Raw genomic sequence first — 12,867 nt, 5'->3', positions numbered from 1 at the left:
GTATAACAGGTTCTTCGACAGGAAGGAACAACAAAATAATGACAAAATAGAGACAAAACGTGGACGGGTCCCGTCCACGTTTTGTGATCACCGCTTATCGCCCGGTTTGAAGAGCAGGGCCATGAGGACACCGAACACCACCGCGGCAGTGATGCCTCCGGCAGTGGCCGAAAGGCCGCCGGTCAGAACGCCCAGCCAGCCCTGCTCCCCGATGGCCTTTTCCACGCCCTTTGCCAGCGAGTGGCCGAAGCCCGTCAGAGGCACGGTGGCGCCTGCACCGCCCCAGTCCGCGATGGGCTGATACAGGCCCAGAGCGCTGAGGAGCACGCCGGCCACCACATATCCTGTTAAAATGCGGGCGGGGGTCAGCTGCGTCTTGTCAATGAGGATCTGACCGATGGCGCAGAGAATGCCGCCGCAGAGGAACGCCTTGAGATATTCCATAGATGATCCCTCCCGGATGTTTTCTGCGGTCAGTTTTTCCCAAGGAAGGGGAAATTATGCGGACCGTGGAAAAAGGCGGGGCTGCGATGCGGTCCCGCCTCTTCCGAAAGAGGGACTGTTGAAAAGCGATTTATTTCACATCGTCCAGCAGGGCGTCATAGCCCTGCTCGCCGGTGCGGACCTGGATGACATTCTTCACGTTGCAGGTGAAGATCTTGCCGGCGTCGGGCTTTTTGCAGCGGAGCCAGGTGCAGATCATGGTGACGCAGCTGGCGGCCATGTTGGTATTGACAACGATGAGACTGGGGGAGACCATCACACCGGACGCACCAGATTGGTGTAGCCGATCAGGTATTCGTCCACCTCCGCGGCGGCGGCACGGCCCTCGGCAATGGCCCACACCACCAGGGACTGGCCCCGGCGCATGTCTCCGGCGGCAAAGACCTTTTCCACGCTGGTGGCATAGCTGCCCTCCCGGGTGCGGACGGTTTTGTCCATCTCCACGCCGAAGGCCTTGCACACGTTGGAAGCACACCCGGCAAAGCCGGTGGCGGCGATCAGCAGTCCGCAGGGGAGGGTATCGCCGCCGGTGGTGACGACGCCGGTGAGGGAGCCGTCCTCAGCCGTCACCAGGGACTGGACCTGGACGCCGAAGCGGCGGGGGTCCTTTCCTGTGACAGCCACGGCCTCCTCATGGGCATAGTCCAGGGGGAGCTGGCCGTTTGGATCCAGATAATCAGCCTGGGGGCGGCGCACCAGCTGCGTGACAGAGGCGGCGCCCTGCCGCAGGGCGGTGGCCACGCAGTCGCTGGCAGTGTCGCCGGTGCCGATGATGACCACATCCCGGCCCTGGGCGGTGGGGAGGACGGGGGACTTGCCAAAGATGTGGCGCTCCACAGCGGCTTTGAGATACTCCGTGCCATAGCAGACGCCGGAGACCCCCTTGGTGTCCAGTCCCAGGGCGCGGGGGGTTTCCGCGCCGCAGCACAGGATGACAGCATCGTATTCCGCCAGCAGCCGCTGGGCGGTCTTTGGCACAGCGGCGTCCACGCCGGTGACGAAGCTGACGCCCTCGTCGGTCATCAGGTCGATGCGGCGCTTGACAATGGATTTGGACAGCTTCATGTTGGGGATGCCATAGGTCAGCAGGCCGCCGGGCTGCTCCTCCCGCTCGATGACGGTGACGGAGTGGCCCCGGTGGTTCAGCTGGTCCGCCGCGGCCAGGCCCGCCGGACCGGAGCCGACCACGGCCACCTTTTTCCCGGACCACTGGGGCGGGCGGCGGCGCTTTACGGTGCCGGAGGCAAAGGCGTCCTCAATGACGCACAGCTCGTTGTCCCGGATGGTGACGGAGCTGCCGTAGATGCCGCAGATGCAGGCGCGCTCGCAGGGGGCGGGACACACCCGGCCGGTGAACTCCGGGAAGTTGTTGGACTTCAGCAGACGGCTGAGGGCGTGGGAGAGGTTGCCGGAGAAGATCATGTCGTTCCACTCGGGGATCAGGTTGTGGAGCGGACAGCCGAAGGTCCTGCCCTCATAGAGCATGCCGGTCTGGCAGAAGGGCACGCCGCAGTTCATGCAGCGGCCGCCCTGCTGCTCCCGCGCCGCGTCGGGGAGCGGGAGATGGAATTCGTCCCAATCGCGGACACGCTCCAGCGGCGGCCGGGTGGGGTCGTCCTTGCGGACATATTCTAAAAAACCAGTTGTTTTTCCCATGATAGATACCCTCCTCTCAGCCCTTGGTGTTGGCATAGAACGCCTCGATCTCCGCCTGCTCCCGGCTCATGCCCTTCTCCTCATACTGGGCGATGGACCGCAGCATCCGGTCATAGTCCTTGGGCATGACCTTCTTGAAGCAGGGGACATAGGAGTGGAAGGCCGCCAGGATCTGCCTGCCCCGGGGGGAGCCGGTGGCGGCGACATGCTCCTCGATCAGGGAGCGCAGCTCTTGGATGTCGTGGGACTCCGTCAGCGCATCCGTCAGGACCTGTTCCTTGTTCAAACGCATATAGAGGTCGTGGTGTTCATCCAGCACATAGGCGATGCCGCCGGACATGCCGGCCGCGAAGTTTTTGCCCGTGGGGCCCAGAATGACCACCCGGCCGCCGGTCATGTACTCACAGCCGTGGTCACCCACGCCCTCCACAACGGCCACCGCGCCGGAGTTCCGGACGCAGAACCGCTCGCCGGCGCAGCCATTGATAAAGGCGCGGCCGCTGGTGGCGCCGTACAGGGCCACATTGCCCACGATAATGTTCTCGCCGGGGTCAAAGGTGCTGCCCTTGGGGGGATAGACGATGAGCTTGCCGCCGGAGAGGCCCTTGCCCAGGCCGTCGTTGCAGTCGCCCTCCAGGGTCAGCGTCAGGCCCTTGGGGATGAACGCACCGAAGGACTGTCCGCCGCCGCCGTGGCAGGTGATGACATAGCTGTCGTCCGGCAGGGAGCTGCCGCAGACACGGGTGATCTCGGAGCCGAACAGGGTGCCGAAGGAGCGGTCCGTGGAGGTGACCTGCAGATCCAGTTTGCCGGTCTTTCTGGTTTTCAGGCTCTTGCCCAGCTTTTCCACCAGCACGCCCAGGTCCACGGTCTTTTCCAGGTGGAAGTCATAGACGTCCCTGGGGTCGAAATGGGGGACATGGCTGCCGTAGGGATTGCGGAGCAGGCCGCTGAGGTCCAGGGTCTCCGCCCGGTGGGTGACCAGCTTTTCCCGGACCCGCAGCAGGTCGCTGCGGCCCACCAGCTCATCCACGGTGCGGATACCCAGGCGGGCCATATACTCCCGCAGCTCCTGGGCCACGAATTCCATGAAATGGATGACATATTCCGGCTTGCCGGAAAACCGCTTGCGCAGCTGGGGGTTCTGGGTGGCGATGCCTGCGGGGCAGGTGTCCAGGTTGCACACCCGCATCATGCAGCAGCCCATGGCCACCAGGGGCGCGGTGGCAAAGCCGAATTCCTCGGCGCCCAGCATACAGGCGATGGCCACGTCCCGGCCGGTCATCAGCTTGCCGTCGGCCTCGATGATGACCTGGGTTCGCAGGCCGTTTTGAATGAGGGTCTGGTGGGCCTCCGCCACGCCCAGCTCCCAGGGCAGGCCCGCGCCCATGATGGAGTTCCGGGGGGCTGCGCCGGTGCCGCCGTCATGGCCGGAGATCAGCACCACCTGGGCGCCCGCCTTGGCGACACCGGCGGCGATGGTTCCAACGCCCGCCTCGGAGACCAGCTTCACGCTGATGCGGGCGTCCCGGTTGGCGTTCTTCATATCGTAGATCAGCTGGGCCAGGTCCTCGATGGAGTAGATATCGTGGTGGGGCGGCGGGGAGATCAGGCTGACGCCGGGGGTGGAGTACCGGGTCTTGGCGATCCAGGGATAGACCTTTTTGCCGGGCAGGTGCCCGCCCTCGCCGGGCTTGGCGCCCTGGGCCATTTTGATCTGGATCTCCTGGGCGCTGCGCAGGTATTCGCTGGTGACGCCGAAGCGGCCGGAGGCGATCTGCTTGATGGCGGAGCAGCGCTCGTCGTGGAGGCGCTCCGCGGCCTCGCCGCCCTCGCCGGAGTTGGACTTGCCGCCGATGCGGTTCATGGCGATGGCCATGCACTCGTGGGCCTCCTGGGAGATGGAGCCGTAGCTCATGGCGCCGGTCTTGAACCGCTTGACGATGGAGCTGACGCTCTCCACCTCGTCGATGGGGATGCCGCCGTTCTCGTCGAACTGGAAGTCCAGCAGGCCCCGCAGGGTGTGGGGCTTGTCGGCGAAGTCCACCAGGGCGGAATACGCCTTGAAGGTCTCGTAATCCCCCTCCCGGGTGGCCTTTTGCAGCAGCAGGATGGTCCGGGGATTGTACATGTGGTCCTCTTTGTCCGGGCCGGAGCGCAGTTTGTGATTGCCGGTGGAGTCCAGCGTGGCGTCAAAACCCAGCCCCAGGGGATCGAAGGCCTGGTTGTGGTTCCACTCCACGCCCTCGCCGATCTCCTCCAGCCCCACGCCGCCCACACGGCTGATGGTGTTGGTGAAATACTTGTCGATCACGTCCCTGTTGATGCCCACACACTCGAAGATCTGGGCGGACTGGTAGGACTGGATGGTGGAGATGCCCATCTTGGAGGCGATCTTCACGATGCCGTGGAGGATGGCGCTGTTGTAGTCGTTGACGGCGGCGCCGGGATCCTTGTCCAGCAGGCCCAGCGTCACCAGCTCCTCCACGCACTCCTGGGCGAGATAGGGGTTGATGGCCTGGGCGCCGTAGCCCAGGAGGGTGGCGAAGTGGTGGATGTCCCGAGGCTCCGCGCTCTCCAGGATCATGGAGACGGCGGTGCGCTTCTTGGTGCGGACCAGGTACTGCTCCAGGGCGGAGACCGCCAGCAGGGAGGGAATGGCCACATGGTTCTCATCCACCCCCCGGTCGGACAGGATCAGGATATTGGCGCCATTGCGGTAGGCCCGGTCGCAGTTGACGAACAGACGGTCCAGGGCGTGCTCCAGGGGCATGGACTTGTAGTACAGCAGGGAGATAGTCTCCACATGGAAGCCAGGCCGCTTCATGTGCCGCAGCTTCATCAGGTCCACGGAGGTCAGAATGGGATTGTGGATCTGGAGGACCGTGCAGTTCTCCGCCTTTTCCTGCAGCAGATTGCCGCCGGAACCCACGTACACCGTGGTATCGGTGACGATCTCCTCTCGGATAGCGTCCATGGGCGGGTTGGTCACCTGGGCGAAGAGCTGCTTGAAGTAGTTGAACAGGGGCTGGTGATGCTCGCTCAGCACCGCCAGGGGGGTGTCCACGCCCATGGCGCTGGTGGGTTCCGCGCCGTCCCGGGCCATGGGCAGGATGGAGTCCTTGACCTCCTCATAGGTGTAGCCAAAGGCTTTGTACAGCCGGTCCCGGACCTCCTGGGAGTGGGTCTCCACCCGCATATTAGGGATGGGGAGGTCCTTCAGATAGACCAGGTGTGCGTCCAGCCACTCGCCGTAGGGCTGCCGGCGGGCATAGCGGCGCTTGATCTCCTCGTCGTCCACCAGACGACCCTCCCGCAGGTCCGCCAACAGCATCTTGCCAGGCTGGAGCCGGGATTTTTTCACGATGCGCTCCGGCGGGATCTCCAGCACGCCCACCTCGGAGGACAAAATCAGATAGCCGTCATTGGTCAGATACCAGCGGCAGGGACGCAGGCCGTTGCGGTCCAGCACGGCGCCCATGGTGTCGCCGTCGGAGAAGATGATGGCGGCGGGGCCGTCCCAGGGCTCCATCATGGTGGCGTAGTAGTGATAGAAATCCCGCTTCTCCCGGTCCATCTTCTTGTCGTTGGCCCAGGGCTCCGGGATGGTCATCATCACCGCCTGAGGCAGCTCAATGCCGTTCATCATCAGAAATTCCAGGGTGTTGTCCAGCATGGAGCTGTCGGAGCCGCTCTGGTCCACCACGGGCAGGATCTTGTCCATATCCTCCTCCATGACGGCGGAGGACATGGTCTCCTCCCGGGCCAGCATCCGGTCCACATTGCCCCGGATGGTGTTGATCTCGCCGTTGTGCATGATGTAGCGATTGGGGTGGGCCCGCTCCCAGCTGGGGTTGGTGTTGGTGGAGAACCGGGAGTGGACCAGGGCAATAGCGCTCTGGCAGTCCGGGTCCGTCAGGTCGGCGTAAAATTTTCGCAGCTGCCCCACCAGGAACATGCCCTTGTAGACGATGGTCCGGCTGGAGAAGGAGGGGATGTAGGTGTTGACATTGGACTGCTCAAACACCCGGCGGGCCACATACAGCTTCCGGTCAAAATCCAGGCCCTGGGCGCAGTCCGCCGGGCGCTTCACGAAGCACTGGCAGATGGCGGGCATGCAGGAGCGGGCCTTCTCACCCAGCACGTCCGGGTGGGTGGGAACGTCCCGCCAGCCCAGAAACTCCATGCCCTCCTTGGCCACGATGATCTCCATCATCTTTTTGGCCTGGGCGCGCTTCAGCCCGTCGTTGGGGAAGAAGAACATGCCCACGCCGTAGTCCCGTTCACAGCCCAGGGCGATGCCCTCGGCAGCGGCGGCCTTCACCATCAGCTTGTGGGGGATCTGCAGCATCAGGCCCACGCCGTCGCCGGTCTCGCCGGAGGCGTCCTTGCCCGCACGGTGCTCCAGCTTTTCCACGATCTTCAGGGCGTCGTCCACCGTCTGGTAGGTCTTGATGCCCTTCAGGCTCACCACGGCGCCGATGCCGCAGGCGTCGTGCTCAAAGCGTGGATCGTACAGGGGATTCATTTTCTGATCACATTCCAACATGTATGTCACTCCAATTCGTTTGGAATTGATATCATCAAATCACTTGAAAAGTGATCAATTCACTTTTCAAGTGTCACAGCGCATGTGCGCTGTGACAGGCCGCGGACCGCGGCCTTGATTTGCATTTCATCGTCAATCACTGTACGCTTTACGTACAGCGGGCATCGCCCGCTTGAAAAATCCCATGCGATTTTTCAAGTGAATGGACGATAACGGTCAATTACCGATATAGGGATTCACCGGGTATAGGAATCGATGACGATCTGCGCGGTTTCCGCCATTTTCAGCCCCGCGTCCATGCTCCGTTTTTGGAGGAAGCGGTGGGCCTCGGATTCCGTCATGCGGTTGACGTCCATGAGCAGCTCCTTTGCCCGCCGGATCAGTGCCTGCTCCGCCTCCCGCCGCTTTGGGGGCGGATGGTGCAGGTGCTTTTCCTCAAACTGCCGCAGCAGGTCCAGGGTGGCGAAGAAGTCGGAACGGGATATGGGCGTCGCCAGCTTGTGGAGATTTTCTCCCTCGCAGAAATCCAGATTGGCGGCGGAGGAGACCACCAGCAAAACAGCGGTCCCATGGAGGTCGGCGGCCAGGTCCCCGGCGGTCATGTCCCGCAGCTTAAAGCCGCAGACGACAATGGCGCTGCCCAGCTTGCGGACCGTGCGGATGACCTCCGCGCCGGCGGTACAGCAGGCGGCGGGCGAATAGCCGTGGGCCTCCACCAGCCGCAGGATGCGGCGCTGTGCCTCTTCATTGGCAAAGGCGACCACCATCCGGTCCATATGCTCCCCTCCCTTCGTCAAGCGCTCTTCCGCGGCCCGTCAGCGGGTCAGTACGTCACCAGATACCGGTCCAGCTCCCACTGGGAGACCTGGGTGCGGTACTCCTCCCACTCCCGCAGCTTTCCGGCCACATACTGTCCGGAGACATGGGGCCCCATTGCGTCCAGGATCACAGAGTCCGCCGTCAGGGCGCGGATGGCGGCCTCCAGCGTGCCGGGCAGGCTCTCAATGCCGTGGGCGGCCCGGGCCTCCGGCGTCATGGCATAGATGTTCTCCGTGATCTCGGCGGGGGGCGTCATGCCATGCTCGATGCCGTCCAGTCCCGCGGCCAGGCAGGCCGCGAACACCAGATAGGGGTTGCAGGAGGGGTCCGGGCTCCGCAGCTCCACCCGGGTGCCCTGTCCCCGGGGAGCGGGGATGCGGATCAGCGCTGAGCGGTTGGAGGAGGACCAGGCCAGATAACAGGGGGCCTCATAGCCGGGGACGAACCGCTTATAGGAGTTCACCAGGGGATTCGTCAGGGCACAGAAGCCCTGGACGTGGGACAGCAATCCTGCGATGAACTGGTTTGCCAGGGGAGAGAGCTGGTTGGGTGTGTGCGTGTCAAAAAAGACGTTCTGTCCGTTTTTGAACAGGGACATATTGACATGCATCCCGCTGCCGGCGGCGCCGTAGACCGGCTTTGGCATAAACGTGGCGTGGAGGCCGTTTTTCTGGGCCAGCGTCTTGACCGCCAGCTTGAAGGTCATGATGCTGTCGGCGGCATGGAGGGCGTCGGTGTACTTAAAGTCGATCTCGTGCTGGCCAGCCGCCACCTCGTGGTGGCTGGCCTCGATCTCAAACCCCATTTCCTCCAGGGCGAGGCAGATCTCCCGGCGGGTGCTCTCGCCGTGGTCCAGGGGCCCCAGGTCAAAATAGCCTGCCTCATCAGAGGTCTTGGTGGTGGGGTTTCCATCGTCATCGGTCTGGAACAGGAAGAATTCCAGCTCCGGGCCGGTGTTGAAGGTGTATCCCAAGCGCTCCGCCCGGGAGAGGACCCGCTTCAAAACATTGCGGGGGTCGCCCACAAAGGGGGTGCCGTCGGGATTGTGGACATCACAGATCAGCCGGGCCACCTTGCCGTACTGGGGCCGCCAGGGCAGGACCGTGAAGGTATCCAGGTCCGGCCAGAGGTACTGGTCGGACTCCTCAATGCGGACAAAGCCCTCGATGGAGCTGCCGTCCATCATGATCTCGTTGTTGAGGGCCCGCTCGATCTGGGAGGCGGTGATGGCCACGTTTTTCAGCTGGCCGAAGATGTCGGTGAACTGCATGCGGATGAACTGGATGTCCTCCTCCGCCACCCGCCGGATGATATCTTCCTTGGTATAAAAACTCATGGTCGTGCTCCTTTCGGAATGACGTAATTTACCACTTTAACGTGAAAGAACGCATATATACAAAAAATGAGCAGGGGCGGCCCAAGAGGGGGCGCCCTTGCTCTCTCTTTTTTGAATTATACGGGGGGAAACCCCGCCCTGTCAACGCTTTTGACGGCGGCAGGGCAGAGTTCTCCGGGATTTCAGGAACTCTTCTAAATCGGGAAGTTCCCGTGAAAAAACCTTTGTGCAATTTCCATACGACAGATATTTGTGTTTGTGCGGAAAACATTATTTCTCGGCAGAGATACAGACCGCATGGCAGATGCCGGGGATGGACTCCCCCTGGAAGCTGGAGGTGGGGGACAGCAGCGCCCCGGTGGGGGCGAAGAGGATGCGCTTCCACTTGCCCCGGCGCATCTCCGTCAGCAGGTATCCGTTCAGCACGGAGGCGGAGCAGCCGCAGCCGGAGGCACCGGCGTGCATGTCCTGCTTTTTCCGGTCGTAGAGCAGCAGGCCGCAGTCCTGGAAGTTCTCCCCCAGCTCGATGCCGTCCCGGGAGAAGAAGTCCCGGACAACGGCGTGGCCCAGCTCGCCCAGGTCGCCGGTGATGACCAGGTCGTAGTCGTCCGGCTTGGTCTTGGTATCCCGGAAGAAGGTGGACAGGGTGTCGTAGGCGGCGGGGGCCATGGCCGCGCCCATGTTGTTCACATCGCTGATGCCCTTGTCCACGATCTTGCCGCAGGTGACGTGGGTGATATAGGGGCCTGGGCCGTCATCGGACAGAATGGTGCAGCCGGAGGCGGTGGCGGTCCACTGGGCGGTGGGAGTCCGCTGGTTGCCGTAGGGCACTGGCATCCGGTACTGCCGCTCGGCGGTGCAGAAGTGGGAACTGGTGATGGCAGCGGCCCTGCGGGCATAGCCGCCGGCCACGATGAGCGCCGCCAGTGACAGGGACTCCCCCATGGTGGAGCAGGCGCCGTACAGGCCGTAAAAGGGGATGTTGAAATCCCGGAGGCCGAAGGAGGAGCCGATGCACTGGTTCAGCAGGTCCCCGGCAAAGATATAGTCCAGGTCGCCGGGGGCGAGCTTCGCCTGGTCCAGCGCCCGCTGGAGGACTTTTTTCTGCATGGCGGACTCCGCCTTTTCCCAGGTCTTTTCCCCGAAGAAGGAGTCCTGGCCCAGCTCGTCAAAATACGCCGCCAGAGGCCCCTCTCCCTCAAATTTGCCGCCGATGTTGGCAAAGGAGAGCACAGAGGGAGGATGGGCCAGGGCGATGGTCCGCCGCCGTTTTTCGTTCATGGATGCCACCTCGTTTTGATGGATTTTCCATAGGTTGTCCACAAACGGAATAATTATGAGAAATGGCGGGTCCTTTCGGGAACATCCAAAAGAGCGGCGCGCCGCGCAAAAAAATGATACGGGAGACGGGGCCGTGAGGCCCGTCTCCCGTGCCGCGTGCTATTCATTTTCCTATCGAAAGGGCGTCTCACAGGCATAGCAGAAGTCCCGGTTGCCCCGCTGGCACCTGCCGCAGCGGGGGCAGGCGATGGTCTGCTCCGTGCGGGCGGGAAAGACGGCGGGACCCTCCGCGGGAGGCGGCGTGGGACCCGCTTCCTCCTGCGGCGGAGGCGGCAGGAGTCCCTTTTCCGACAGGAGCGTTTCCAGCGCCAGAAGCTGGTTTTCCAATTCGGAGACCCGCTTGTTCAGCGCTTCGATCTCCCGGTCCTGCTTCCGGTCGGCGGCATGGGAGCTGCTGGCGGACCGGGCCAGCGACTCCTGGGCGTCCAGCATCTCCGCGTGCAGAAGCAGGTCGGGTTTCAAAAACCAGGGAAGTCCCATAAAATGCCCCCTTTTTCAGAATAAAGTCATTGTAACAGGGAAAAACGGACGGGTCAAGCCCGTCCGCGCTCTCATGTATAGGCCCGCTCCACGTGGACCACGGCGAAGTAGTTCCCGTCCAAGGCCCGGACGGCAGTCCGGATCTTCTCCTCCACCTCCGCGTCGGTGAGGCGGAATTGGAAGGGGACCACCGCGTCAAAGATGACGTTGGTATGAGTGGGCCCCGCCACCATGCGGAAGTCGTGGATGTTGATGGTATCGTCGATGCAGTGGACCAGGGACGCCACCCGCTGGCGGGTCTCCTCGGTGATTCCGTCGTCGGTGACGATGGGGTCCATGTGGATGACGGCCTCGCAGCCCAGCTTGGCCCGCAGCTCGTTTTCCACATTGTCGATCTCGTCGTGGAGGGCCAGCACGTTCTCCGAGGCGGAGACCTCCGCGTGGAGGGAGATCATTATCCGGCCGGGGCCGTAGTCGTGGACGATCAGGTCATGGATGCCGATGATGGCGGGATGGGCCATCACCAGGTCCCGGATCTGCTCCACGAATTCGTGGGTGGGCGGCGTGCCGAGGAGGGGATCGATGGTGTCCTTGGCGGCGTGGAAGCCGGACCAGAGGATGAACAGGGCCACCAGAAGGCCGCACCAGCCGTCGATCATCAGGCCGGTGAAGCGGCTGACCAGCGTGGCTGCCAGCACCGCGGTGGTGGCGACGCTGTCGCTGAGGGAGTCCATGGCGGTGGCCTGCATGGCGGTGCTGTTCAGCTGTTTGCCCAGCCGCCGGTTGTAAAAGGCCATGTACAGCTTCACCAGAATCGAGACGCACAGGATCACAAGGACCAGTCCGCTGGAGTCCACCGGAACGGGGTGGAGGATCTTGTCCACGGAGGACTGCATCAGTTCAAATCCCATCAGCAGGATCAGCATGGAGACCGCCAGGCCGGACAGATACTCGATCCGCCCGTGGCCGAAGGGGTGGCCCGCATCTGGCTTTTGGCCCGCCAGCTGGAAGCCCAGCAGGGTGACAAAGGAGCTGCCTGCGTCGGACAGGTTGTTGAAGGCGTCGGCGGTGATGGCAATGGAGCCGGAGATGGTGCCGGCGAAAAATTTGCCCAGGAACAGCAGAATATTGAAGCCGATGCCCACAGCGCCGCAGAGGATGCCGTAGGCTTTGCGGAGTTCCGCCTCCGGGCGGCCGGGCTTGAGAAAGATACGCGCAAGCAGGGAGATCATAAGGTCAGGTCCTTTCCGCCGGGCGGGATGGCGCTGCCCGGCATGAGATGCCGCTCCGTATGGAAGGGGCGCAGGTGCATTGTATGCGGGGGAGCAGGCGGGGATGCTGTTAGAAAAAGCCGTGACAGCATAGCCGTCATGGCTTTGTATGGAGAACGCGCGGATGGTCCGGGATCATCCCTGCCTGCCGGGGATGACCAGCTTCATATGGCAGCACAGGTCGTCCAGGTCCCGGTCCGTGGCGGCGGGGATCCGCAGCTTGGCGCCGCAGGTCCGGCAGACCAGATCCACGGCGGACCGGCGGATCTCCATGCCATAGCCCCTGCTGCCGCAGGCGCAGGTGATGCCGTCCTTCCGGGCGGCGATATCCCTCAGCTCGGAGAGGACCTCGTACATGATGACATTGTCCGCAAAGGCCTCCTCCTCGGCGTCCTTTTGCTGCTTTTCCTTTTCCGCCAGAATAGACAGCTCCCGAAGATTCTTCTCCACCGTGCCCTCCGGACCGATGAAGCAGCAGAACTGCTTGGTCCGGGCGCAGCCCAGAGCGGTGGCGCCCCGCAGGATGCGGTCCGGCTGGCAGACCGCCACGTGGGTCTCCCCGCAGATGCCGCAGGGGACATATACCTTGTATTTCTGGCCGTCGAACTCCGTCCGCAGGACGCTTTCACCACAGCCGCATTCGATCTCCGCGTCGGCGGCCTCCAGCGCGAAAATGGAACGGGCGCCCATCACCATTTTGCCGCACTTGGGGCAGAGATAGCCAAAGGTCCGCATCTCTTCGCTCATATCGGAACACCTCTCAGTTGTCAATGGGAAATTCGGAATATTTATTATAACATGGAAAAATTTACTTGTACAGAGGGACTTTGCCGGGGGGAGTGTCCAAACACGCAGTTAAAGGAAGTCAAAGAGAGAAAATGGCACAGCAATCCCTGGATGTTTGGAGCGAT

The 12,867-nt window shown here is 62.8% G+C and carries 10 protein-coding genes; all 10 read right to left on the bottom strand.

Annotated features, from left to right (window positions below):
- Positions 1-87 precede the first annotated feature (87 nt).
- The 10 genes from spoVAE to Q0Z71_RS14215 all read right to left on the bottom strand — a co-directional run bounded on the left by spoVAE (position 88) and on the right by Q0Z71_RS14215 (position 12,703).
- On the bottom strand, positions 88-444 hold the full coding sequence (gene spoVAE / locus Q0Z71_RS14260; RefSeq protein WP_298024209.1) for a stage V sporulation protein AE: 357 nt from the start codon (positions 442-444) through the stop codon (positions 88-90).
- Between the two features lie 130 nt (positions 445-574).
- Positions 575-760, bottom strand: coding sequence for a P-II family nitrogen regulator (locus Q0Z71_RS14255; protein WP_298024278.1), 186 nt, complete (start codon positions 758-760; stop codon positions 575-577).
- Complete coding sequence (locus tag Q0Z71_RS14250) at positions 760-2,160, bottom strand: glutamate synthase subunit beta (RefSeq protein WP_298024207.1); 1,401 nt, start codon at positions 2,158-2,160, stop codon at positions 760-762. Before Q0Z71_RS14250 ends, Q0Z71_RS14255 begins: the two co-directional genes overlap by 1 nt.
- Positions 2,161-2,176: 16 nt before the next feature.
- The gene (gltB, locus tag Q0Z71_RS14245; RefSeq protein ID WP_298024204.1) at positions 2,177-6,709 is read right to left on the bottom strand and encodes a glutamate synthase large subunit; all 4,533 of its coding nucleotides are present in this window, start codon (positions 6,707-6,709) and stop codon (positions 2,177-2,179) included.
- A 236-nt stretch (positions 6,710-6,945) separates the two neighbouring features.
- Positions 6,946-7,485 (bottom strand): ANTAR domain-containing response regulator, encoded by a 540-nt coding sequence (locus Q0Z71_RS14240; RefSeq protein WP_298024202.1) that lies wholly within the window; start codon positions 7,483-7,485, stop codon positions 6,946-6,948.
- A 47-nt stretch (positions 7,486-7,532) separates the two neighbouring features.
- A complete protein-coding gene (gene glnA / locus Q0Z71_RS14235; protein ID WP_298024200.1) occupies positions 7,533-8,864 on the bottom strand; it encodes a type I glutamate--ammonia ligase in 1,332 nt (443 codons plus the stop codon).
- A 270-nt stretch (positions 8,865-9,134) separates the two neighbouring features.
- Complete coding sequence (gene spoVAD / locus Q0Z71_RS14230) at positions 9,135-10,145, bottom strand: stage V sporulation protein AD (RefSeq protein ID WP_298024198.1); 1,011 nt, start codon at positions 10,143-10,145, stop codon at positions 9,135-9,137.
- A gap of 171 nt (positions 10,146-10,316) precedes the next feature.
- On the bottom strand, positions 10,317-10,685 hold the full coding sequence (locus Q0Z71_RS14225; RefSeq protein ID WP_298024196.1) for a hypothetical protein: 369 nt from the start codon (positions 10,683-10,685) through the stop codon (positions 10,317-10,319).
- 71 nt (positions 10,686-10,756) lie between these two features.
- Positions 10,757-11,917, bottom strand: coding sequence for a cation diffusion facilitator family transporter (locus Q0Z71_RS14220; RefSeq protein WP_298024194.1), 1,161 nt, complete (start codon positions 11,915-11,917; stop codon positions 10,757-10,759).
- A gap of 174 nt (positions 11,918-12,091) precedes the next feature.
- Complete coding sequence (locus tag Q0Z71_RS14215) at positions 12,092-12,703, bottom strand: hypothetical protein (RefSeq protein ID WP_298024192.1); 612 nt, start codon at positions 12,701-12,703, stop codon at positions 12,092-12,094.
- Between the last annotated feature and the right edge of the window lie 164 nt (positions 12,704-12,867).

It is taken from the genome of uncultured Dysosmobacter sp., from assembly GCF_947631635.1.
Lineage (GTDB): Bacteria > Bacillota > Clostridia > Oscillospirales > Oscillospiraceae > Oscillibacter.
Note: the sequence above shows the minus strand (reverse complement) of the source record. Positions and strands in the feature narration are given on the sequence as shown.

What these genes read in the sequence shown, in the direction of transcription:
- Q0Z71_RS14225 (WP_298024196.1), bottom strand. Translation starts at nt 10,685, where the DNA reads ATGGGACTTCCCTGGTTTTTGAAACCCGACCTGCTTCTGCACGCGGAG.
- spoVAE (WP_298024209.1), bottom strand. Translation starts at nt 444, where the DNA reads ATGGAATATCTCAAGGCGTTCCTCTGCGGCGGCATTCTCTGCGCCATC.
- Q0Z71_RS14240 (WP_298024202.1), bottom strand. Translation starts at nt 7,485, where the DNA reads ATGGACCGGATGGTGGTCGCCTTTGCCAATGAAGAGGCACAGCGCCGC.
- glnA (WP_298024200.1), bottom strand. Translation starts at nt 8,864, where the DNA reads ATGAGTTTTTATACCAAGGAAGATATCATCCGGCGGGTGGCGGAGGAG.
- gltB (WP_298024204.1), bottom strand. Translation starts at nt 6,709, where the DNA reads ATGTTGGAATGTGATCAGAAAATGAATCCCCTGTACGATCCACGCTTT.
- Q0Z71_RS14215 (WP_298024192.1), bottom strand. Translation starts at nt 12,703, where the DNA reads ATGAGCGAAGAGATGCGGACCTTTGGCTATCTCTGCCCCAAGTGCGGC.
- Q0Z71_RS14255 (WP_298024278.1), bottom strand. Translation starts at nt 760, where the DNA reads ATGGTCTCCCCCAGTCTCATCGTTGTCAATACCAACATGGCCGCCAGC.
- Q0Z71_RS14220 (WP_298024194.1), bottom strand. Translation starts at nt 11,917, where the DNA reads ATGATCTCCCTGCTTGCGCGTATCTTTCTCAAGCCCGGCCGCCCGGAG.
- Q0Z71_RS14250 (WP_298024207.1), bottom strand. Translation starts at nt 2,160, where the DNA reads ATGGGAAAAACAACTGGTTTTTTAGAATATGTCCGCAAGGACGACCCC.
- spoVAD (WP_298024198.1), bottom strand. Translation starts at nt 10,145, where the DNA reads ATGAACGAAAAACGGCGGCGGACCATCGCCCTGGCCCATCCTCCCTCT.